Source organism: Flavobacterium galactosi, assembly GCF_048158585.1.
Lineage (GTDB): Bacteria > Bacteroidota > Bacteroidia > Flavobacteriales > Flavobacteriaceae > Flavobacterium > Flavobacterium galactosi.
Window position 1 is genome coordinate 220601 of record NZ_JBLNKV010000006.1, and the last position, 24799, is coordinate 245399.

Annotated in this window: 21 protein-coding genes; 11 read left to right on the top strand and 10 right to left on the bottom strand. The window is 33.5% G+C overall.

The annotated features are described in order from the left end of the window. Nucleotides 1-50: 50 nt before the first annotated feature. The 4 genes from ACM55M_RS14160 to ACM55M_RS14175 all read right to left on the bottom strand — a co-directional run bounded on the left by ACM55M_RS14160 (nt 51) and on the right by ACM55M_RS14175 (nt 5226). Entirely contained in the window at nt 51-929 is an 879-nt protein-coding gene (locus ACM55M_RS14160; RefSeq protein WP_416858309.1) for an AraC family transcriptional regulator, read from the bottom strand. Between the two features lie 115 nt (nt 930-1044). After that, the gene (locus tag ACM55M_RS14165) at nt 1045-2430 is read right to left on the bottom strand and encodes an MFS transporter (RefSeq protein WP_416858440.1); all 1386 of its coding nucleotides are present in this window, start codon (nt 2428-2430) and stop codon (nt 1045-1047) included. Nucleotides 2431-2488: 58 nt separating this feature from the next. Next, entirely contained in the window at nt 2489-3799 is a 1311-nt protein-coding gene (locus ACM55M_RS14170) for a DcaP family trimeric outer membrane transporter (RefSeq protein ID WP_416858310.1), read from the bottom strand. A gap of 62 nt (nt 3800-3861) precedes the next feature. Then, nucleotides 3862-5226 (bottom strand): MFS transporter, encoded by a 1365-nt coding sequence (locus ACM55M_RS14175; protein ID WP_416858311.1) that lies wholly within the window; start codon nt 5224-5226, stop codon nt 3862-3864. Between the two features lie 1390 nt (nt 5227-6616). Between ACM55M_RS14175 and ACM55M_RS14180 the strand changes: the two genes are divergently transcribed. The 3 genes from ACM55M_RS14180 (at nt 6617) to ACM55M_RS14190 (ending at nt 9937) form a co-directional block, all read left to right on the top strand. After that, nucleotides 6617-8707, top strand: a complete 2091-nt coding sequence (locus tag ACM55M_RS14180; RefSeq protein WP_416858312.1) for a TonB-dependent receptor family protein — start codon at nt 6617-6619, stop codon at nt 8705-8707. Between the two features lie 122 nt (nt 8708-8829). Further along, nucleotides 8830-9264, top strand: coding sequence for a DUF6526 family protein (locus ACM55M_RS14185; RefSeq protein ID WP_416858313.1), 435 nt, complete (start codon nt 8830-8832; stop codon nt 9262-9264). Between the two features lie 103 nt (nt 9265-9367). Beyond that, on the top strand, nt 9368-9937 hold the full coding sequence (locus ACM55M_RS14190; RefSeq protein ID WP_416858314.1) for a pentapeptide repeat-containing protein: 570 nt from the start codon (nt 9368-9370) through the stop codon (nt 9935-9937). On the opposite strand, the gene ACM55M_RS14195 is transcribed toward ACM55M_RS14190, so the two are convergent. The 6 genes from ACM55M_RS14195 to glyA all read right to left on the bottom strand — a co-directional run bounded on the left by ACM55M_RS14195 (nt 9938) and on the right by glyA (nt 15510). Further along, nucleotides 9938-10435: a GNAT family N-acetyltransferase gene (locus ACM55M_RS14195; RefSeq protein ID WP_416858315.1), complete on the bottom strand. Its 498-nt coding sequence runs from the start codon at nt 10433-10435 to the stop codon at nt 9938-9940. Nucleotides 10436-10452: 17 nt separating this feature from the next. Further along, nucleotides 10453-12249, bottom strand: a complete 1797-nt coding sequence (locus ACM55M_RS14200) for a CHASE3 domain-containing protein (protein ID WP_416858316.1) — start codon at nt 12247-12249, stop codon at nt 10453-10455. Between the two features lie 11 nt (nt 12250-12260). Beyond that, a complete protein-coding gene (locus ACM55M_RS14205) occupies nt 12261-12692 on the bottom strand; it encodes a response regulator (protein WP_039110653.1) in 432 nt (143 codons plus the stop codon). A 51-nt stretch (nt 12693-12743) separates the two neighbouring features. Then, nucleotides 12744-13304, bottom strand: a complete 561-nt coding sequence (locus ACM55M_RS14210; RefSeq protein WP_416858317.1) for a helix-turn-helix domain-containing protein — start codon at nt 13302-13304, stop codon at nt 12744-12746. 194 nt (nt 13305-13498) lie between these two features. Continuing rightward, a complete protein-coding gene (locus ACM55M_RS14215) occupies nt 13499-14092 on the bottom strand; it encodes a MiaE family protein (RefSeq protein WP_416858318.1) in 594 nt (197 codons plus the stop codon). A 143-nt stretch (nt 14093-14235) separates the two neighbouring features. Further along, nucleotides 14236-15510 (bottom strand): serine hydroxymethyltransferase, encoded by a 1275-nt coding sequence (glyA, locus tag ACM55M_RS14220; RefSeq protein WP_416858319.1) that lies wholly within the window; start codon nt 15508-15510, stop codon nt 14236-14238. Between the two features lie 108 nt (nt 15511-15618). Here glyA and fahA point away from each other — a divergent pair, with 108 nt between their 5' ends. The 8 genes from fahA (at nt 15619) to proB (ending at nt 24747) form a co-directional block, all read left to right on the top strand. After that, nucleotides 15619-16902, top strand: coding sequence for a fumarylacetoacetase (gene fahA / locus ACM55M_RS14225; RefSeq protein WP_416858320.1), 1284 nt, complete (start codon nt 15619-15621; stop codon nt 16900-16902). A 133-nt stretch (nt 16903-17035) separates the two neighbouring features. Beyond that, nucleotides 17036-18220: a hypothetical protein gene (locus ACM55M_RS14230; RefSeq protein ID WP_416858321.1), complete on the top strand. Its 1185-nt coding sequence runs from the start codon at nt 17036-17038 to the stop codon at nt 18218-18220. A gap of 476 nt (nt 18221-18696) precedes the next feature. Further along, nucleotides 18697-19314 carry a GNAT family N-acetyltransferase gene (locus ACM55M_RS14235; RefSeq protein ID WP_039110646.1) on the top strand — a complete coding sequence of 206 codons (618 nt, stop codon included), beginning with the start codon at nt 18697-18699 and terminating at the stop codon, nt 19312-19314. A gap of 4 nt (nt 19315-19318) precedes the next feature. Further along, a complete protein-coding gene (locus ACM55M_RS14240; RefSeq protein WP_416858322.1) occupies nt 19319-20512 on the top strand; it encodes an argininosuccinate synthase in 1194 nt (397 codons plus the stop codon). After that, on the top strand, nt 20505-21482 hold the full coding sequence (argC, locus tag ACM55M_RS14245; protein ID WP_416858323.1) for an N-acetyl-gamma-glutamyl-phosphate reductase: 978 nt from the start codon (nt 20505-20507) through the stop codon (nt 21480-21482). Before ACM55M_RS14240 ends, argC begins: the two co-directional genes overlap by 8 nt. Before the next feature lie 88 nt (nt 21483-21570). Beyond that, nucleotides 21571-22707, top strand: coding sequence for an aspartate aminotransferase family protein (locus ACM55M_RS14250; RefSeq protein ID WP_416858324.1), 1137 nt, complete (start codon nt 21571-21573; stop codon nt 22705-22707). 89 nt (nt 22708-22796) lie between these two features. Then, nucleotides 22797-23993, top strand: a complete 1197-nt coding sequence (locus ACM55M_RS14255; RefSeq protein ID WP_416858325.1) for a glutamate-5-semialdehyde dehydrogenase — start codon at nt 22797-22799, stop codon at nt 23991-23993. Then, nucleotides 23977-24747: a glutamate 5-kinase gene (gene proB, locus ACM55M_RS14260; protein WP_416858326.1), complete on the top strand. Its 771-nt coding sequence runs from the start codon at nt 23977-23979 to the stop codon at nt 24745-24747. The genes ACM55M_RS14255 and proB overlap by 17 nt, the downstream gene beginning before the upstream one ends. The last annotated feature ends 52 nt before the right edge of the window (nt 24748-24799 follow it).

Below are 24799 nucleotides of genomic sequence, written 5' to 3' on the forward strand. Positions count from 1 at the left end.
TACAACTATCGCATTTTTATAATTGTAGTGGTAAAAGACGAATGAAGTGATTACTTACGTCCTAATTGACTTCTGAATTCTTTGGGAGTCAGCCCTGTTTTTTTCTTAAACAAACGCGTAAAATAAGCGGGATCTTCGATATCTAATTCATACGAGATTTCAGCAATTGACATATCAAAATTGCGTAGGTAAACTTTAGCTTCGTCAATAAAAAAATTAATAACAACATCTTTTGGCGATAAGCCGGAAACATCTTTACAAATTCGGTTGAGATGTCCGCTTGAAATAGCTAAGCGAGCCGCATAGTCTTCAACGCTTATTTTAAAAGATTTTTGTTCCTTAATTAATTGAATAAAACGCCTGTAATACATTTTATTCTTATTATCAGAAAGAGGAACAGCAGCAGAAGTTACAAATATCCGATACAAACGCAACAACATCATCCCCACTAGGTACTGTAAAGCATGCTGTTTACCCGGTAGTTCAGAATAATATTCATCGATACATTTACGAATCGTTGTCAAAGCATCATTGATTAATTTATCATCTTCGGATAATTTTGAAATGTGTATTTCGTCTATCTTATTGATGATATCGGTATCAAGCTTCAACATATTCTCCAAGGATTTGTCATAAAGCGAGATTACCCATCCTTTAGTATCAGGATTCATGCGTAAACCATGACTGATATTTTTTGGAATAGAAAAAAAAGAGACACTATCCACAACTTGACTTTCGCCATTAATTATCAATTCAAGGTATCCGCTTTCTACCACAAAAATTTGAAAAAGATCACTATGTGCATGAGGTTTAATATACCATTCATGGCGTTTACCGGTCATTTCCATTGGAGTAACATGAATAATATCCCTAACCATATCGATAGAGTTATCACCATAAATCCCCTTAAAAAATAATTTACTTCTCATGTATTATTTTAGCTCAAAAACTATTTTGAAACCTATCAAAGATACTACAAATACAACTATATCGTTTAAGTACTATTTGCATTTTTTAGATAAAAGAAAAAAGCTTGGTGGTGTTTTAAGACAGATTGGTAGTATTCAATTTTGAAAGTCGGTATAAAAACAGTGCCACAAAAACCAAATAAATAATGGCCATACTCATCGCAATAGTATACCCGTCTAAACCTTGTTTCAAACTATAAAAAAACACGCTGCCAATAATACTGATTCCAAAAGCAGATGAAAATTGTTGCACGGTTGAGTAAACACCTCCCGCCAATGCGGCATAATCTGTTGGGATTTTTTTAAGCGCATAATTCAAAATCGACGGCAAAAGTGTCCCTTGTCCCAACCCATACAATAAAAGAAACCAAGGAATGTAATCCACATTTGCTTGGTCTCCAAGAGTAAGCATCTGTAAAACCAAAGAAATAATCATTAGACAGCAGCCTATAATCAATAATTTGATCCCATATTTATGCAATAATTTTAAAGCAATAAATGAAGACATCAAAAAACCAATGCCATTAAAAGTAAAATACTGGCTGGCAATATAAGGATCCAGATGTAATGTTTTTTGGAATTGAACCGCACATATTAATAAATAAGAATTATGTGCTCCGAAAAAAAACAACGCTACCAGTAAAACCAAATTGAAACTTTTTATTTTAAAAAGATTCGTGTTCATTAAAGGACTTCTTTGCTGTTGGGTTTTCTTTTTTTGGTTCTTCCAAAATATATATAATAGAATCCCAGATGAAAATAGCAAAAGCAATACTAAAATCGAAAATCCTTGCTCTGGTACTAAAGTGAGCCCGTAAATTAAACTTCCCAAAGCAATGGTTAATAGCAGTACACCAAGCAGGTCAAATTTACCTCCTCTATGCAGACTCGTTTCCTGCAAAAAGAAAAATGAAAGTACAACGGTTACTAAACCAAAAGGAACATTTATCAAAAATATCAATCGCCAACTTTCTTCAATATAATGATGTGCCACAAAATAGCCTCCTAAAAATTGTCCTAAAATAGAAGCAATACCCAACGTAATTCCGAAAAAGCCAAAGGCCAAGTTTCGTTCTTTGGCTTCTCGAAAAGTAACTTGTATAATAGTCAAGGTTTGAGGAATCATAAAGGCCGCGGCCACACCCTGAAAAAATCTGAAAAGTATCAATTGAAAAATGGTACCCGAGTAACCACATAAAGCCGATGTAATTGTAAACGAAAGCATCCCAATAATGAATATTTTCTTTCGTCCAAAAAAATCTCCGGCTCTTCCTCCTGTGACTAAAAAGACACAATATCCCAACAGATAAGAACTAATGACTAATTCTGTATTACTGTCTGATGTCAAATACTGCTGTTTGATTTCCGGCAAAGCCATATTCACAATATACACATCGATTACCGAAAGTAATGGGGCTACAAGTACAATAATTAATGCTAGCCATTTATTGGTTTCTTTCATATTCACAAAAAAACGTTGGATGCAATTCTTTTGAATTACACCCAACGCATTAAAAAAATTAAAATTTAAGAACTGTGGCAAATACAACTCTCCAGGTTCCTATCAAATTCAGATTAGATACTGCTCTACCGCTGTTATCCGCATTCCCCCATTCGGCAGCCGAATATTCTGCTTCCAAACCAAATTTCAGATTTTTAATCGGCACTTCTATTCGTGGTGCCAAACGATAAATATAGTTGATAGTTCTGGTCGTTGTATTTCCTGATGCCGCTATACCTCCTACCATGTTTGAAAATCCATAAGCTACCGCTTTTCCAGAAATTGGATTAGTAGCACCATCATTTTGGCTAAAGCCAGCAAAGAACCCAGGAATTATTTTTTTAGTTTTCCCGGTTAAATCAATCCAAAAAGATTGTGTCGCCATAGTCGAATAGGTTTCTAAACCCGGACCTGAAGCAGGTGTATATCCTACATACCCTCCAAGCATAATGAAAGAAGTGGCGTTTTCGCCATACATTGCTTCTGCTTTTATAGTCATCGGCTTCGTTTCAAAACGGCCATACGCCATAACGGAAACACTGTTGACTCTTTCATTGGAAAAATCATTGGTCAATCCAGAACCTGTTTTAGGACGAATTTGCTCAAAATGACCTGCCAAGCCTACAAGAACATCTTTATTTTTATAATTTACCTGAACGTGTCCGGAAGGAATTGAACTGTTTCTGTACGGAGCCGTATTCGAAGTAAAATCCCTTTGTGAAACGGCTGCTATCATAAGATTAAAATGAGTATTCAACTTTTGGGTAAACCGAATCTGAGGATTTCTGTTGTACGGCATATAAGGTGCACCTCCACTGAAATTTACTACTCCTGGAAACATTTCTGGAATTGTTAGCGGATGCCAAAATTGTCCTATTCCCAACTGGCTTTTTTTCCAGTCCAATGTAATATAGGCATGTCTCAAACGAAATTCATTGATTCCTCCTTCGGCATTACCAAAAAAATCACCTTCAAGAAATCCTACAGTTTTTGCCCCTAAAACATCAGGTGCGTTTACTTTGACTCCCGCTCTGGATAATACATTCAGCATTTGAAACTTGGAAGCGGAATTTCTGTCTTTCCCATTGGCATCAAAGTCAACATCTTTTCCCCAAAGTACCACTGCCGCTTCTCTTACATCAACAGTCTGACGGGAATCAAACACCGCATCATGCCGAATAAAACCAGAAAACTTAACCTCAAAAAGCGGTTCTTTTTTCTCTGGTTTAATAGCGATAACGCTATCCTTTTTTTTAATAGTTTCCTGCGCATTAAGTAGCACTGCCGTAAGGAACAAACCAGTTACTGCAACTATTTTTTTTAACTTCATTTCGTTATTTTTTGTGTTCTATAAATCCTTAACTATTTAGGGTTTATCTTGATTTTAATTGTCTATTCTTCGGTAACAATAGTATTTAGTGCAGCCATTTCCTGTTGCTTTACCTGTGCTTTTTTCTCTTGACTGTGCTTTACATTAATAAAACAAACTGCCAAAGCACCTATAGCTCCCGGAATAGCAAATGCCACAAAATTGAATTGGAATGGCAATTCTAAACCCATTAATGCCCCACCTAAAATAGGCCCAAGTATAGCACCCAATCTACCTATTCCAGATGCCCAGCCAATCCCGGATAATCTAATGTTTATAGGATAAAACTGTGCGACATACGTGTAACACAATATTTGTGTACCAATAGTGGTTGCTCCTGCAATAGCGATTAAAATATACAATACCATCGTTGAACTTTTGAAACCAAGTAAACTCAAAGAAATAGCAGCCACAGCAAAAAATGAAATCAGCACAGTTTTTAAATTAAATCTGTCGCCAAGCCAGCCTCCACCAATAGCTCCTGCCATTGCACCAATATTTAAGACCAATAAAAAAGTAAGGCTGGAACCTAATTCGTAACCTGCTTTAGTCATTAATTTAGGTAGCCAAGAATTTAATCCATAAACCATCAAAAGACAGGTAAAAAAAGCAACCCAGAACATAATTGTACTAACCGTTCTGTTATGTTTAAATAGTTGATTGACACTCGCCCCTGCAGCTTTCGCTTCTCCAGAATCTAAAACATCGCCTTGTTTAGGAACGTAAGTTGGCTCAATGAGGGAAAGTATTTTTTTAGCCTCATCAGTTCTATTTTGTTTCGCTAAAAACCCAACAGAATCCGGTAAAAATTTGATAATCAAAGGCAATAGAAGTATGGGCACTAAGCCAACATAAAATACGGATTGCCATCCAAAATTTGGAATCAAAAATATTCCCAATCCGGCAGAAAGCATCCCTCCTACAGAATAGCCGCTAAACATCAATGTTACTAAAGTACTTCTGACTTTTTTTGGAGCATATTCAGTCATTAAAGCCACTGCATTTGGCATTACCCCACCAATTCCAAGTCCTGCAAGGAAACGCAAAATTCCAAATTGTAAAGGTGTTTGAGCAAATCCATTGATAAAAGTGAATCCGCTGAATAAGAAAATACAAATAATGATAGCTTTTTTTCGTCCAATACGATCGGAAAGTGTTCCAAATATCAGTGCTCCAAACATCATCCCAAAGAGTGCATAACTCCCCAATGTGCCCGCTTCTAATGGAGTTAAATGCCATTTATCCATCAACAAAGGCAAAACTACCCCATAAATAACCAAGTCGTAACCATCAAAAATGATGATTAGTGCACACCAGAATATCACCGTCCAATGAAATCGGTTCAGCTTTGCGTTGTCTATCAAATTATGAATATCTATTTTTCGCATAATTTTTTGTTTTTTTAGTTAAAAATTTAATGGTTATTGGTTAATAGGTATTACAGGCTGTTATATGGTTGAGCCCGTTTTTAACAAATTTCTCCATATAAAAATTTGTATGTTTTCTATGGTTTGAACCCAGGTTTATTTTGGCGTTATCCATCATATGTAATGCATCATTTACGGATGCTCATTTTAAGCACAATCTAATTGGCATTCATTAAGAATTTAGTAGTTAAATGGCATACTTATTCTGTAATACATTTACACTATAATTAAGACATTATTAATAAAAACAAATTTAAATTACACAAAACACAATTATTAACTGTTTTTAATATCGATATGCAAATATTGAAATTATTCAAGGCGAAAAATTGTTCTTTTAAATCAAAAACAGGACAAATCAAATGTTTTATAGTAATTGAAGATAAAAAAAGAATCTTTAAATCTTTTTTTACCAATAACAAAAAGGAAGAATGTAAAAATAGAATCGAAAATAGAAGTTTGTAAATCAGACTTATAAGTATAGTATTAAACACTTTGTCGTCATTGCGATAGCAAAAATGAATACCATTACAAATTGAAAGTAAGAAGAGTTTTTATGTGTTTTTTATAAATGCAAAGATTGTAGCGCAAGATTTACCATTAGAGTTGAACAATGTTGAAGACTCACATCTATCGCTACGCAAATGATTCATGGCTAACTACATTTTACATCTCACAAAAAAAAAGAAATCAGTAGTTTACAATTGTATCAGGATTTAAAAAACACTTAGTAAACATTTTAAACTTAAAAAATAATAATCTAAAAAATAATTGTTTAAATTCAACATGCTAGTCATAATTTGAAGCTGTCAAAAAATGCTAATATTTGGATAAGGTGTTCGATTGTAGTCTCCGCGAATTCACAAAACCCTTAAAATCAATAATTTTAAAAATTTTAATTTGTAAACTACTAGTATACAGACAGATAAAAATATTCGACTCATAAAGTAATGAAAATACAAATTATTAATTATGAGGCTGGTTGGGTTCGCCTATTTAGAATATAATTGATTTAATACTGGTCTAGGATTACTGATTTCAGCCATCAGTGATAAAAGAAAAATAAAAAAGTAAATAGCTCATTAGTTTCTGTGTTTTCTTATGATAATCATGAAGTTTAGTATTAGTAGCGCCTTAAATATACTCCCTTCTAAACAAAAAAACATAGCTATCTGATTTTAAACACTATAAACCTACTGTTTGTAAATTGTCTCGTCAAGTTCACGAAAGTAAACGCAATTATCACATTATTTGATAATTGCGTTTTTTATTTTATCATATTTAGCTTTCATTAATTTAAAAGTAAGTAGTAAATTTATAAAATTTTTATTTCTCCTAAATATACAAAGCATTGGACAAAAATACTTCTTACCTTATATCTTTTTTACTATTATTTATTTGTACTATTCCTATTTTTGGTCAGGTACAAAAAGACACTACAGCACTTTCTGAAATTATTCTACAGGCATCACCTATTAAGACTTCGATTCAAAATACTGCCGCGTCTGTTTCATTTATTGCGAGAAAAGATCTCAACAAAAGTGATGGTGTAATACTCACCTCTGTTTTAAATAAAATTCCTGGGGTATATATGCAACAAGGATCTTTGAACACCAATAGAATTACGATTCGGGGAATTGGGGCTCGATCGCAATATGGAACCAATAATATAAAAGCCTATTTCGAAGATATTCCATTAACCAGTGGCGAAGGCGAAACGGTAATTGAAGATATTGATTTGGAATCCATTGGAAGTATTGAAATAATTAAAGGACCTAATTCCACTAGCTTTGGTTCCGGATTGGGCGGCGTGATTCATTTGTTTGCACGAGAAACTCCTTTGCAGGAATCATTTGGAAAATCGGTAACTACATATGGTAATTTTGGCTTGGTAAAACAAAGTCTTTCTGCCGGCTACAGCAATGCCAAATCAAATCTATTTTCCAGCTACACGCATTTACAAAGTGAAGGCTTTAGATCCAATAGTGCTTACGACAGGAAATCTTTTAACGTACACGGGAAACAAAAATTAAGTATAAAAGGTAGTTTGTCCTATTTAGGGATTTTCACCCATTTTAAAGCTTTTATCCCAAGTTCATTAAATGAAAATGATTTTACTAATCATCCTGAAAAGGCAGCTACTACTTGGGCTGCAGCCAAAGGAAATGAATCCTCTGATAAATTCCTGATGGGAATTGGATACAACCATCAATTTTCTGAGAAATGGTCAGCAAAAACGAGTGTTTTCGCCAATTTTAAAAAGGCAAATGAAGACAGACCCTTTGATATTTTAGAAGAAAAAACAAACTCCTTAGGATTTCGTTCTACAATAAATTACAAATCTAGTTTGTTTTCTCTACCATTTGAAGCAAGCATTGGAACAGAATTTTTATCTGAAAAATATGATTTTTCTCTTTTCAGAAATTTATACTTATCACAACCTGGTCAAGGAAGCATTACAGGAGCGAAATTCAGTGCAATAAACCAGAAACGGAATTACATCAATTATTTTTTACAAATAGAATTGCAACTCTCAAAAGAGCTCTTTTTAGAAAGTGGCCTGGCATTGAATACAACCAAGTATTCTTTAGAAGATGTTTTTAAACACAACACGGTAAACCAAGAGCCACCTTATACTTTTGGAAATGTTTGGTCGCCTAGAATCGGACTTTCTTATAAAGTAGCTGAAGGTACAAACGTCTATTCCTCAATCAGTAAAGGATTCTCAGTTCCCTTAGTTGCCGAAACATTGACTCCAGAAGGACAAATCAATACCCGTTTAAAACCAGAGATAGGATGGAATTATGAATTGGGTTTCAAGGGGAATTGGCTTGGCAATACATTATATACTGAATTGGCACTTTACAGCACACAAATCACAAACTTATTGGTGGCCAGACGCACAGCCGAAGACCAGTATGTGGGGATTAATGCGGGAGAAAGTTCACATGTTGGAATTGAATTTTCTGTGAATTATATGCTTATAAAAACTTCTAAATGGCAAATTACACCCTATTTTTCTGGAACGATTAACAATTTTAAATTCAAGGATTTTGTAGATGGAAATGCAGATTATTCGGGTAAGAGACTAACAGGTGTTCCTAACGTACAATGGAATTTGGGCGTGGATTTGAGTACAGAAAGCGGTTTTACTTTGAATACTTCTTTCAGAAGCGTGGGTGAAATTCCAATGAACGATACAAATTCAAAATATAGTGATGGCTATAAACTATTGGATATTAAAGCGGCTTATACTTTTAAAATACAAAAATTCCTAAAAGCAGAATTGAGTACTGGAATTAATAATGCAACGAATACCCATTATGCAGCTAGCATTTTGCCCAATGCCGTTGGTTTTGGAAGCATACCTCCAAGGTATTATTACCCCGGAAATCCCAGAAATTTTTATGGTGGAATTGCTGTTTCCTATGTTTTTTTATAGACGTATCTTAAAGGATTTACAAAATTCAAAACTTATATAATTTTGGTTTTCTAGTAATTAAAAATCCAGTTTGCTTTCAAATAAGTTGTTTTGACTATCTTTAAAAAACTTTAAATAAAATCATGGAAACACAATCTTATAAAAATCATATTCGGTATTATCCACCCCATCATTTTGTTTATTATCCAATTATAATGACATTTCTGGCCTTCAGCGTTTATTTTAGTTGTACCTCCGAAGACAAATTGATTTGGGCATTCATCAGTGGTATTTTCGTTGTTCTGTTTTGTCTGGCTTTCATGTTGCGTCAACATTATGCATTGACTTTGCAAAACCGAATTGTACGATTAGAGCTTCGGTACCGCTATTTTTCTATTACGGGTAAAAGATTGGAGGATTTTGAACACCAATTAAATGACGACCAATTATTTGCCTTGCGATTTGCGCCAGATGCAGAACTTCCTACACTCATAGAAAGAGCGTTGAATGAAAATCTTTCGAGTACAACAATAAAAAAAGCAATTATTAATTGGAAAGCCGATTTGGACAGAGTTTAAAATTTTAAAAATAATTATTACAAATTCTGAATTGTATAGCTATAGAATTTTGTTTCTTTGCTACGCAAAATAATTACCTTAAACCTGAATTTAAAAGCCATAAATGCCGGAATACTTTTTAGATATTGAATACAACAAAATCATTTATAGCGAAAAAGAAGTCAATTTTAAGGAATTTGAGTGTTGTACTTTTACGAATTGTAATTTCTCCCAATGTATATTTATGGATGTCACTTTTATTGACTGCACTTTCAATGATTGTACTTTTAGCAAAGCAAAAATAAACTATGTCGCCTTTAGAACCGTGACTTTCAATCGTTGTGAAATCAAAGAAGTGAATTTTGCCATGTGCGATAAATTAATTTTCGAAATTGCTTTTACCGACTGTATTTTGGATTTCTCCAAGTTTTATACTTTAAAAATCAAAGGAACATCCTTTACCAATTGTAGTTTAATTGCAGTAGATTTTATGGCCACAGATTTAACCGAAGTCATTTTTGAAAATTGTGATTTATACCGTTCTGAATTTGCAAAAGCAATTGCTAATAAAGTTAATTTCAAGACAAGCTACAACTACACTATTGATCCAAAAGTAACAAAATTAAAAAAAGCCGTTTTCGCCTTAGAAGGATTAAAAGGATTGCTTTACAAACATGATATTATAGTGCAATAATTATAGCTTTTTCCCCATTTTATAGTCTTCCATCAAGTACCCGTTACCAATCTCAATATTTTCTTCGGCAATGATTTTAAAACCTAATTTTTGATAGAAAGCTATTGCTTTATTAAAACGATTTACGTTTAAGGAAAGTGAAGTCGAATTATTTTCGTTGGCTAATTTTTGTACAGCATCAATTAATATTTTACCAATTCCTTTTCCTTGTGCTTCTGGCAAAATATAAATTTTATGAATTCGGGTTACCGCTTCACTCTTATAATTGTGCTCTATTGCTATAAATGCCAAAACTGAAGTTTCCTCATAAGCAATATAAAACAATTGCTCTTGGTTTTGAATTTGTTTTATTAAAGATTCATCTGAATAAATCAAATCCATCATATAGTCTAGTTGTTCTTTTGACAAAATTTCACAATATGTTATCGGCCAAGTTTTATTGGCAACATCTTGAATTGTATTTATATCAGCTATTGAAGCTTCTCTTATTGTAATCATTGTAATTATGTATAAAATTAAAGTAAATCCCCTTTGGGGATAAAAACATAGAATGTAGCCCCTGTTCCAGGCTCTCCTTTTACTTTTATGAATCCTTTGTGGTTCTCTACAATTCTATTGCAAATAGCCAGACCAAGTCCTGTTCCTGAGTATTTAGGATCTGTTTCTAAACGTTTGAACAAAAGAAATATCTTTTCAGAATATTCCTGTTTGAAACCAATTCCGTTATCTTCAATGGCAATTTTATAATAATCCGCTGCATTCGCTATCTTATAATCTACTACTTCTTTTTCAGTGATCTCTTTAGAAGCAATACTTATCTGAGGCGGTACATCGTCTTTACTGTATTTAAGAGAATTAGAAATTAAGTTTATAAAAAGCTGCTTCATCTGAAACGGTATTACTTTGATCGTTGGCAAATTTCCAACTTGAATGGTTGCTTTCTTCTCTTCAATATTTGAAGATAAATCTTGAAGGGTTTCGTCAACCACTTTGTTTAAATCTGTTTCTATAAAAACCTTATCCCCTTTTATTGTTCTGGAATAATCGACTAAATCTATTAATAAGGTCTGCATTCTATTGGCTGCAACCCGAATTTTAGAAAAATAGTCTTTTCCTTGTTGGGTAAGTAAATCCAATTCTTTTTCTTCTAATCTGGAAATAAACATTTGAATCTTACGAAGCGGTTCCTGTAAATCATGACTCACTATATTGTTAAAAGCTTCGAGTTCTTTATTGATATATTTAAGCTCTTTATTATTTTCCTCTAATTCAAGTGTTTTTTTGTATTGGTTTGTAATATCACAATTCACACCTATTTTAATTAAATTTCCATTTCCATCATTAGTAAAACTTCCTACACCCAAAATGTATTTCACTTCTCCTTTTGGAGTTAAAAATCTAAATATCATCGAAGTAGACTGGTGATTTATTAAAGAATCTTTATGCACTTTCGTTACATAAGCTAAATCATCAGGATGAATAAATTTAATTGTATTTTTTATATTGGGTTCAAATTCATTGGGTTCAACCCCCATTAGACGGAACAAATTATCTGAAAAAGTATAGGTATTAGTTTCCAGATTAACCATCCAATGTCCAAAACCTGCAGTCATTTCGGCAGTATTATACGACTCGTTAAGCAGTTTTAATTTATCATTTGCTTTTTTGAGTTCATCAATATCTACATTCATTTTATTGAATGATAACAGCAATATTAAAAGGGAAAGAATGACTAATAAAAAGGCAGTTATAATGGAATCTCGCAATTCAAATTGATGACTGTCATTTTGAAATTTTGTTTTTGCACTTTCCGAAAATATTATTTTAGTGACAAAAGATTTCATCATTTCAGTAACCTCACTACTTTCAAGCAACTTAGCATTTAAGTATAATGGTCCTGAATTTTTACTTTTAGCAATAATTAACGTTTGTCGGAATAGCTTAAATCTGTAATCAATGATTTTTTTAAGTCGGTCAATATCTTTATTTCTGGCCGGATTCTTCGAAGTCAGCTTTTTTAATTTCTCTAAGTTTTCTTCAATTTTACCTCTGCTCAAAAACCGGTCTTCTAAATACGATTCATCTTTTGTGATAATATAACTCCGTAAACTCGTTTCGTAATTACTGATTACCGATAAAAGTTTTTCTAATTCAAGTTGAGTTTGATTAGAATTTGCAATTAATTCAACCGTTGAATCAAGCTTTTTCATTTGGGAATAAAACATCGAGGCTATATAACAAACCACAACAATTGCAATAGCTAACGCTATTTTAAACACTTGAGCGTTTTTATATAGTCCTAGAATTTTCATTTACCCTCTTTTTATATGCTGAAGAAAAAGGTTTCTATATTTAAGCCTGATGTATGAAATTGCCAATTCATATTTACAACTTCCTTAATCACTTTTTTCAACATTGAAAAATCGTTTGGCTTTTTGATATAAATATTAGCGCCCTCTATAAACGTATCCTCAATATCTTTTTCTGATGAAGAAGTAGAATATATGGCAATAGAAACATCTTTAAAACGAATATTTGCTCTTATTTCTTTCAGACAATCTATTCCGGTTTTTCCTGGCATATTTAAATCGAGAAATAAAACATGCGGCAACCTAATATCAGGATGTACTAAATAATCCATTAGATCTTTACCATCTTTAAATAGAGTCAACTTATTATTCATTTTAAGCTCTTGTATAGCTTCACTAAAAAATGTGCGATCATCTTCGTCATCGTCAGCTAAAAGAATATGCATTGAATCTTGGTGTGAGATCATAAAATATCGGGGGTTATTTTGTGTTTTTATTTATTCATTATTAGCTAACTCTCTTCTTTTACCTACAATTCTTTTAAACATGGAAGGTGTTAATCCTGTTACTTTTTTAAATTGAGTTGATAGATAAGCGACGCTGCTATAATTCAGTTCATGAGAAATCTCAGTTAAAGTGAGCTTCTCTTCAATTATTAATTTCTTTGCTCTTTCAATCTTTTGAATAATAATAAAATTCTCAATTGACGTATGCGTATATTCTGAAAAAACATTTGTAATATAACCATATCTAAAGTTCAATTTATCCGATAGATACTGAGATATTGTTATATTAGGAAATTTATCCTTTTCATAGACAATTTCAATTATTGCATCTTTAATTTTTTGAATTAATTGCCCTTTTGGGTTATCTATAATATGAATCGCATACTTCTTTAAACTGTCCTGAAGCGCTGTAAAGCTATCTTCTGAAACATCATCACCGATTTCAATTTGTCCTAGATCTAAAAGTTGATATTTAATATCTAATTTTTCTAATTGATCTTGCAATATCGCCCTGCAAGCAATATTTCCATCATAATTAAAATTGAGCTTCATAGCAATAAACAATCGTTAAAGTTAAAATTAAACGCTAAAAGTAAATCAAAAATTATTAATCCATAACAAATAATTTAATTTAAATGTTAAACATTGATTTCTTTAAAACACAAATAACATAAAAACCTGATTATTAATACTCTTGAATAAATCAGGCGCATTTTAAATAAAAATCAAAAATACCACAATTAAAGTTATCCATGAATTGTTTCACTTTTACCGTAATTTGTTATAATATTTTCCTCAAATTCAAGCCATTCTTTCCAACGTTTTTCCACATCAATTCCTACTCCATATTTTCGGGCATAAGTTATAAAAGTAGTATAATGACCCGCTTCACTTTCCATCAAATCTCTATAGAAAACAGCTAATTCTTCGTCCTGGATGTTTTCCGAAAGTACTTTGAAACGTTCACAACTTCTAGCTTCTATCATAGCTGAAAACAACAACCGTTCCACTAAACTTGAAACTCGGCTTCCGTTTCCACTTTTTTTCATGTACAAATACAATTCATTGACATAATCATCTTTTCGTTCGCGTCCTAACTTCAAACCACGCTTGATGATAATGTTGTGCACCTGCTCAAAATGGTCAATTTCTTCTTTGGCCAAAGCCAATAAATCCTTCACTAAATCCTGGTGTTCCGAGTTGTTAGTGATAATTGTTATGGCATTTGTAGCAGCTTTTTGTTCGCACCAAGCATGATCCGTCAAGATTTCCTCGATATTTTTCTCTACAATATTCACCCATCTCGGATCGGTTGGCAATTTTAATCTTAGTACAGACATTACAAAATTTGTTTAAAGTTTGAAAAAAATAAGGTTTAAAGTTTCATTAAAAATGAAAAAAGTTTAAAGTTCAAAATTTTGTGATACCTTTTCGAAACACAAAACTTTAAACTTTAAACCTTTAAACTTTAAACTTAAAAAAATTAATATACGAAAATAGCTCTTTCGCTCATCATTTCGTTTACTTCAGCAGCTACTGCTTCGATAACATCTTCGTTAGTATGATCCACTAACACTCTATCAATTAAAGCAACAATAGTTTCCATGTCTTCTTCAACCAGACCACGAGTGGTAATTGCTGCAGTTCCTACACGAATTCCTGAAGTTACAAATGGTGATTTATCATCAAATGGAACCATGTTTTTATTTACCGTAATTTCTGCTTTTACCAATGCGTTTTCAGCATCTTTTCCAGAAATATTTTTGTTTCTTAAATCAATCAACATCATGTGGTTATCTGTACCCCCAGAAATGATTTCATATCCTCTTTTTACAAAAGCATCCGCCATTGCGTTAGCATTTTTTTGCAATTGCAAAGCATAAGTAAAAAATTCATCATTCAATGCTTCACCAAATGCTACTGCTTTTGCAGCAATAATGTGCATTAATGGACCACCTTGATTTCCAGGAAAAACAGCTAAGTCTAATAATGAAGACATCATTCTGATTTCTCCTTTTGGAGTAGTTAGGCCAAATGGGTTTTCGAAATCTTTACCCATTAAAATTAAACCTCCACGAGGACCACGTAATGTTTTGTGTGTTGTAGTCGTTACAATATGACAATGAGGCAATGGATCGTTCATCAATCCTTTTGCAATAAGACCTGCAGGATGAGAAATGTCAGCTAGTAAAATAGCACCAACACTATCAGCAATTACTCTGAAACGTTCAAAATCCATATCACGAGAATAAGCCGAAGCTCCTGCGATAATTAATTTTGGTTGTTCTCTTGTTGCAATTTCTTGAATTTTATCGTAATCTAATCTTCCTGTTTCCTTATCTACACCATAGAATGAAGGTGTGTATAAACGTCCTGAAAAGTTTACTGGAGAACCGTGCGTTAAGTGTCCACCATGTGACAAATCAAAACCTAAAATTTTATCTCCTGGTTTGATACAAGCGTGATAAACTGCAGTATTCGCTTGTGAACCAGAGTGTGGCTGCACATTTGCGTAAGCAGCACCAAATAATTCTTTGGCTCTGTCAATAGCAATTTGTTCAATAACATCAACTACTTCGCAACCGCCGTAGTATCTTTTGCCAGGATATCCTTCTGCATATTTATTGGTTAAAACAGAACCAGCTGCTTCCATTACTTCGTCACTTACGAAGTTTTCCGAAGCGATAAGTTCTAATCCGTGTATTTGTCTTTCTTGTTCTTCTAGAATAAGGTCAAAAATTTGTTCGTCGCGTTGCATTTCTTTGATTTTCGTTAATATGTTGCAAAAATACAAAAAAACGTTTGGTTAATAGTTAGATTATAATATATTTGATGAGTAATTTTCAACAAAATAATTAACATCAATATGCCTATAACAGCCAACAATACTAAAAGAAAATCATGGTTAGAAGTAGCTCCAAACAGCGATTTTCCTATTCAAAACATTCCTTTTGGTGTTTTTCTTACTAAAGAAAACATAGTGACTGTAGGGACTAGAATTGGAGATTTCGCTATTGATTTGGGAGCTTTACAACAATTAAATTATTTTGAAGGTATTGAGCTGACGGATGATATGTTCATGCAAGATACCTTAAATGATTTTATTTCGGATGGCAAAAAAACATGGCGATTGGTTCGAAATCGTATCGCCGAAATTTTTGACGAAAAAAATCCAAAATTAAGAGATAATACAAAAGACAGAGATATTGTCATCTTCAAAATGGAAGATGTAGAAATGCAATTACCAGTACTAATAGGCGATTATACCGACTTCTATTCCAGTAAAGAGCACGCAACTAATGTAGGAAAAATGTTCCGCGACCCAGAAAACGCGTTATTACCCAACTGGCTTCACATCCCTGTAGGGTATCATGGAAGAAGTTCTACTATTGTTCCTTCTGGGATTCCAGTACACAGACCAATGGGACAAACGTTGCCAAATGGCGAAACTACACCCGTCTTTGGTCCTTCCCGTTCCGTCGATTTTGAACTGGAAACTGCTTTTATTACAACCGACGTCAATATTATGGGAGAAAATATTCCTATAAATGAAGCCGAAGATTATATTTTTGGAATGGTTTTATTGAATGACTGGAGCGCCCGCGATATTCAAAAATGGGAATATGTGCCACTAGGCCCCTTCTTATCAAAAAACTTTGCCACTTCAATCTCTCCTTGGATAGTAACTATGGATGCGTTGGAACCGTTTAGAACCAAAGGTCCAAAACAAGAACCTACTCCGTTACCTTATTTACAACAAAAAGGAAAGCATTCGTTCGACATCAATTTAGAAGTGGTAATCCAACCTGAAAACGCGGAGGAAACAATTGTTTCTCATTCTAATTTTAAATATTTATACTGGTCAATGTGCCAACAGTTAGCGCATCATACCTCGAATGGTTGTCGCGTAAATTCGGGTGACATGATGGGATCAGGAACAATCTCAGGACCAACTGAAGATAGTTTTGGTTCCATGTTAGAATTAACTTGGGGAGGAAAAAATCCAATAAAAATGAATGACGGGACAGAACGTAAATTCATCAATGATAACGATACTGTAATCATGAAAGGATTTTGTCAAAATGGACAAGTTCGCATTGGTTTTGGCGAAGTTTCCAGTAAGTTGCTGCCTCCTTTTGTGAGACAATAAAAATTAACAATATACTTTTCAAAACCTAACATTTATTCTATTTTTGTTAGGTTTTTTTGTGGCATTATTTTTGAAATTTGAATTTAAAAAATAGGATTACAGCTTCAAATAAACAACTACTTACTTTTTGCTTATGAAAAAAATTACTCTTCTATTATTCCTGTTTGTATTTATCTCGTCTTGTGGCGTAAAGCAAACTCAAAACTTATTAAGCTCCGGAAATTACGATCCCGCAATTGATAATGCCATTTCTAATTTGCGAACCAATAAAGACAAAAAAGGAAAACAGGAATATGTTTATTTGCTGGAAGAGGCTTTCGCCAAAGCCAAAGAGCGTGATTTGAATGCGATAAACATATTGACAAAAGAGGCAAATCCGGCGCAATTGGAAAAAATGTACACCACCTACATACAATTGAATAACCGTCAGGAAAAAATCAAACCATTGCTTCCTTTAAAATTAATTAAAGAAGGCAGAAACGCCATTTTCCCGTTTGACAATTATAATGACCAAATTGTCGACAGCAAAAATGCCCTGTCAGCTTATTTGTATGCTAATGCAAAAAAGTTAATGCTCACTTCAGACAAGATGAATTTCCGCAAGGGGTATGATGATTTGGATTACTTGAATCAGATAAATCCAAATTACAAGAATGTTTTGCAACTTATGGATGAAGCCAAATTCAAAGGCTCTGATTATGTTTCAGTTTACACCAAAAATGAAACCAACATGATTATTCCGGCTCGTCTGCAAAATGATTTATTGGATTTTAGCACCTATGGATTAAATGATAAATGGACCGTTTATCACAGTAACAAACAAAGAGGAATTGATTATGATTATGGTATGATGATTAATTTTCGCCAAATTTATATTTCACCGGAGCAAATCAAAGAAAGAGAATTCGTAAAAGAACGCATCATAAAAGATGGGGTAAAAAAACTGATTGATGCGAATGGTAAAGAAGTTGTAGATGAAAAAGGAAAAGTCGTTATGGTTGATAATCTTAGAACCGTAAATGCCCGTATTTATGAATCGAGACAATTTAAATCCTGCCAAATTACCGCAAAAGTAGATTATGTAAACCTAAGAAACAATCAACTCCTACAGTCCTTTCCTGTGACAAGTGAGTTTACTTTCGAAAACATCTATTCAACCTATAAAGGAGACCGACGCGCATCTGATGATAATTATTACGCTAATTTTGATAAAAGAGCAGTCGCTTTTCCTAGCAGTGAACAAATGATTTATGACACGGGAGAAGATTTGAAGGCCAAATTAAAAGATATTATCAGTCGCAATAGATTTCGAAATTAATTGGTTAAATCAATACAAAAAGAACGACTCCCTGAAAATAAATTATTTCAGGGAGTTTTTAATTTACAGAAAACAAACATTGTATTAATTTTTTGTTACAAAAAACAAAACAACCCGTGTATTTAAAAAATAATTGTATTTTTGCACCCATGAATAATACAAGTATACATATAACTTCTATATCACGGACAAACAGACCTACGGCTTCTCCCGAAGTACGGATGCTATAATATAGTACCCACAACGTGTTTTGTTTTTGTTTTTTATTCATTTCTCATTTATACCGTTTTGAAATTATCCCAGTTAACCATTGGATTAATATATCCTAAAAAAACTATATTTTCTTGTTCATTAGCCCACACAACGCTATGTTCAGGATCAATGTCTTTTTATGTATCTATTTTAACTGATTGGCATAACTCTTGTTTTTCACAACTTGAATCCAACTCATTTTTTAACTCAAATAATCTCTTGAAATGAACATTTCTATCATTGTAACTCAGGAAGAACATTATAAGTATTCGCAAGAAATATGCGATACTATTGAATCGTCCGCCTTATTGAGAGGTACTGGGATTGCTAAAAGAACTCCTGAATACATCCAAAAAAAGATGGAAAGCAAAGATGCTGTCATTGCATTAGACAATGGTAAATTTGCTGGTTTTTGCTATATCGAAAGTTGGCAACACGGGAAGTTTGTAGCACATTCCGGGTTGATTGTACATCCAGATTACAGAAATTTAGGTTTAGCAAAAAAAATTAAATCATTTGTTTTTGATTATTCATTGGAAAAATATCCAGAAGCTAAGGTTTTTGGAATCACAACTGGTTTAGCTGTAATGAAAATCAATTCAGATTTAGGATACAAACCTGTTCCTTTTTCAGAATTGACCAGCGATCCAAGTTTTTGGAAAGGATGTCAAACGTGTACCAATTATGAAATCCTAAAAAGCAAAGACAACAAAATGTGTTTGTGCACCGGAATGCTTTATGATCCAAAGGAAAAACCTAAAGATCCACCTAAACATCCATTTAATGTCAGAGTGTTAAACAGATTAAAATCAATTAAAGAAGCATTGTTCTTAAAAAAATAATATCATGAAAAAAGTTGTATTAGCTTATAGTGGAGGATTAGATACCTCATATTGCCTAAAATATTTAAAAACCGAAAAAGGATATGAAGTTCATACCGTTCTTATAAATACAGGCGGATTTGATGAAGCTGAACTATCCGCTATTGAAGAAAGAGCCTACGAATTAGGAAGTGCGCAACATGCAAATCTTACTATTGTAGATAAATATTATGACAAAGCCATTAAATATTTGATTTATGGAAATGTATTAAAAAACAATACCTACCCATTATCAGTAAGTGCCGAACGTGTTTTTCAAGCTATCGAAGCGATTAAATATGCAAAATCTGTTGGTGCAGAAGCGATTGCTCACGGAAGTACCGGTGCAGGAAATGACCAAATTCGTTTTGATTTAATTTTCCAAACCATTGCTCCCGAAATTGAAATCATCACTCCAATCAGAGATTTAAAATTATCCAGACAGGAAGAAGTGGATTATTTATCTAAAAACGGAGTTCATTATTCTTGGGAAAAAGCACAATATTCCATTAATAAAGGATTGTGGGGAACAAGCGTAGGCGGTAAAGAGACATTGACCTCAAATCAATCTTTACCAAGTGAAGCGTACCCTTCGCAATTGCAAAAAACGGGTGAAGAGAAAGTAACGCTACAATTTGAAAAAGGACAATTAGTAGGCATCAACGGGACATTGGACACACCGACAAAAAACATCGTTGCATTAGAAAAACTGGCAAACGCTTACGCTATAGGTAGAGACACGCATGTGGGCGATACCATCATCGGAATTAAAGGAAGAGTAGGTTTTGAAGCTGCTGCGCCTTTAATCATCATCAAAGCACACCATTTATTAGAGAAACATACGCTGGGTAAATGGCAACAATACTGGAAAGAACAACTGGGGAACTGGTACGGAATGTTGTTTCATGAAGGACAATTTCTAGACCCTGTAATGAGAAACATCGAGGCTTTCCTAGAAGACACTCAAGCGACTGTAAACGGAACCGTTATCGTTTCGCTAAAACCATATCACTTTACATTGGACGGAATTGAATCTGAAAATGATTTAATGAATACCTCTTTTGGTCAATACGGCGAAATGAACAACGCTTGGACCTCTGACGATGCCAAAGGATTTATCAAAATTCTTGGAAATGCCCAAAACATATTTTCATCTGTAAATAAACTGACACATGATTAATATTGGAATAATTGGTGGTTCTGGTTATACAGCCGGAGAACTCATCAGAATATTGATGTTTCATCCCAACGCTACACTTGATTTTGTGTACAGCACAACAAACGCCGGAAAACCACTTTCGGTTGCGCATCATGATTTGATGGGCGATATCGAAATGAATTTTACCGATACTGTAAATCCAAATGTGAATGTTGTTTTCTTATGTTTAGGACACGGTAAATCAAAATCGTTTTTAGAGCAAAATCAATTTGCAAGCCATACCAAAATCATCGATTTAGGAAATGATTTCAGATTGACAAAAGACAAAGACTTCGATAATAAATCTTTCATTTACGGTTTGCCCGAATTGAATAAAACGGTTATCAAAAATGCTCAATTTATCGCTAATCCAGGTTGTTTTGCAACAGCGATTCAACTGGCATTATTGCCTTTAGCCAAAAACGAAATGCTTACGACCGACGTTCATATTAATGCCACAACCGGAAGCACGGGAGCTGGAGTTTCCCCTTCGGAAACGACGCATTTTAGCTGGAGATCGAACAATATGTCGCATTACAAAGCTTTTGAACACCAACATTTGGGAGAAATAAACCAAAGTGTCAACCAATTGCAAGCGGATTATACAAACGAATTGATTTTTGTACCTAACAGAGGCGATTTTGCAAGAGGAATTTTCGCAACATTATACACAACAATCGAAGAAAATCTGGAAGATATAGTGGCCAAATATGAGGCTTTTTATAAAGACCAACCTTTCGTAACCGTAACGACTACTGGAATCAATATGAAACAAGTGGTTCAAACGAACAAGTGTATTATTAGTTTAATGAAAAAAGGAAACCGGTTATTGATTACTTCAGTAATTGATAATTTAACAAAAGGAGCCTCAGGACAAGCCATACAAAACATGAATTTAATGTTTGGATTGGATGAAACTACAGGATTGCATTTGAAACCAAGCGGATTTTAATTTTCTGTTTTAAATGATAAATTTTAAATTCTAAATTTAAAAATCGATTCATTTAAAATTTAAAATTCAACATTTAAAATAATTAAAAATGAACTTATTTGACGTTTACCCATTATACAACATCACTCCTGTAAAAGCATTGGATTGTACTATTACAGATGAAAAAGGAGTGGAATATTTAGATTTATATGGTGGTCATGGAGTAATTTCCATTGGACACACCCAACCGGATTATGTTGCCAAATTAAAAAATCAATTGGATAATATTGGTTTTTATTCGAATGCGATTCAGAATCCATTGCAAGTAGAATTAGCAGAAAAACTAGGGAAACTTTCCGGATTGGAAGACTATACTTTATTCTTATGCAGTTCTGGAGCCGAAGCCAATGAAAATGCATTGAAATTAGCGTCATTTCATAACAATAAAACGAGAGTAATTGCTTTTGATAATTCCTTTCATGGAAGAACTTCGGCGGCAGTTGCAGTTACAGATAATAAAAAAATTGTTGCGCCAATCAATGCACAACAAATTGTTACTTTTTCACCCTTGAATAACATCGAGTTGGTAGAAAATGAATTGAAAAAAGGAGATGTTTCTTCTGTTATCATCGAAGGAATTCAAGGAGTTGGCGGTTTAGACCAAGGAACAACTGAATTTTTCCAGGCATTAGAAAAAGTATGTGCAGCATATGATGCCGTTTTGATTTTGGACGAAGTGCAATCAGGATACGGAAGAAGTGGAAAGTTTTTCGCTCACCAACATCATGACATCAAAGCAGATATTATTTGTCTGGCGAAAGGAATGGGTAACGGATTTCCTATTGGCGGAATCTTGATTTCTCCAAAATTCACAGCGAGTTATGGATTATTGGGAACTACTTTTGGTGGCAACCATTTGGCTTGTGCTGCTGGAATTGCGGTTTTGGATGTGATTGAAAGCCAAAAATTAATGGATAACGTAAATAACGTTTACGCCTATTTTTTAGAAGCAATCAAACAAGTTCCTGAAGTGATCAAAGTCAAAGGAAGAGGATTAATGCTCGGTGTAGAATTTGATTTTGATGTAAGTGATCTTCGTAAAAAAATGATTCTTGACAAACATATTTTTACAGGAAATGCAAATAATAAAAACTTATTAAGAATTCTTCCTCCATTGACAATCAATAAGGAAGCAATTGATATCTTTATTATAGCTTTAAAAGAAACATTGGCGGAATTGAAATAGTTTTTTTAAACATATAAGCCATATAAGCTCTTAAACTTATATGACTTATATGTTTAGATTTTTTTCTAAAATAGTAAAACCAAAAACTAATGAACCACTTATTACCAATAGAAAAACGAAATTTAGTTTTAAGTCGCATGGCCGAACTTCTTGAACAAGAAAGAGCCATTCTTAAGACTATAAATCAACAAGATTTAAATAATTATTCTGGGGATGATTTGGCCATGGAAAAACGTTTATTGGTTGATGATGCCAAAATTGACGGTATGATTTTATCCATGCAACAATTAGCAAGTCAAGAAGATCCTATTGGTGTGGAGCGTTTTAATTTCGACCATGAAAACGGAATGAAAATCATCAATAAAACAGCGGCTTTTGGAACCATAATGATTATTTATGAATCCAGACCTGATGTTACTGTTGAAGCTGGTGGAATCGCTTTTAAATCCGGAAATAAAATTCTATTGAAAGGCGGAAAAGAATCCTTACTATCCAACTTAAAAATTGTGGAATTGTGGCATCAAGCTTTAAAAGAAAATAATGTTGCCACAGAATGGGTGGAATACTTGAATTACAATCGGGAAGAAACGCAGGCATTTTTAGAGAAACCAACACAAAAAGTGGACTTAATCGTTCCTCGTGGTGGGGAGAAATTGATTGCTTTTGTAAAAAAACACGCCACTTGCCCAGTGATTATAAGTGGCCGAGGAAATAATTTTGTATATGTAAATAAGGAAGCCGATTTAAAAAAAGCGCTTGACATTATTATTAACGGAAAAACCTCAAACATATCAGTTTGCAATGCTTTAGATAAAGTTTTAATTGATACAAATCTTGAAAATTGGGAAGCTTTTGCTACCAATATAGTTCAGGAATTACAACAAAGAAACGTAACCGTTTTAGGAGATGAAACAATTTCCAGAGCAACAGATGTTCCTCAGATTGAATCTGATTTAATTTGGTACGAAGAGTTTTTAGATTATAAAATTGTTATTGGAACAACCAATTCGGATCAAGAAGCGATTGACAAAATAAATAAATATTGTGGCGGACACTCCGCTTCAATAATCACAAAAAATGATGCAATTGCCCAAGAATTCATGGAAAATGTAGATACGGCCGCCGTATATCAAAACGCCTCTACCCGATTCACTGATGGAGGACAATTTGGTTTAGGAGGAGAGTTGGCGATAAGCACGGACAAATTACACCAACGTGGACCAATTGGTTTGCAACATTTAGTTACTAATAAGTGGTATATTTACGGAAATGGACAAATCAGGTAAAAAAAGAATTTTATTAAAGTTAGGAAGTAATACGTTAACCAAAGAAACCAATCACATTTCGAGAGGAAAGATTGAGGATATTGGAATTCAAATAGCGGCATTAAAAGATGATTATGAGTTTATTATTGTAAGTTCCGGTGCGATTGCTGCGGCCAAACAATTTGTAAAACTGGATAACCACGATAAAGATGTTTTTGTAAAACAAGCGTTAGCGTCTATTGGCCAGCCTCATCTGATGCGGATTTACCACGAAAACTTTAGCGATTTAGGTTTGCATACCTCGCAGTGTTTGCTTTCGTATTCTGATTTTGAAAAAAAACAAACCAAGCTCAATATCGTCAACACGATCAATGTGTTGGTCAAAAACAGTTATATTCCAATTATCAATGAAAATGATACTGTGGCAACGGATGAGATTCAGTTTGGAGACAACGATAAATTAGCCGCTTTAACCGCTGTTTTATTAAATGTTGACATTCTTATCATTGCAACTAATACGAACGGGATTTACACCAAATCATCCATCCATGATGCCGTTCCTGAAACGATTTCTTTGGTAACCGATTTAAAATTATTGGAAAAAGAGATTGGCGATTCTAAATCGTCGCACGGAACCGGTGGAATGCAATCTAAAATAGAAGCTTCGGCAATTGCCAAAGCCGCCAATATAGAAACCTGGATTGTCAATGGATTGGAAGACAACTTTATTTTGAAAGCTTTAAAAAACCAAATACCTTTTACTAAAATTCTATAAATGTTGATGCGGTTAATCGTTAATTCGGTTAATCGATTAAACAAATTAACGA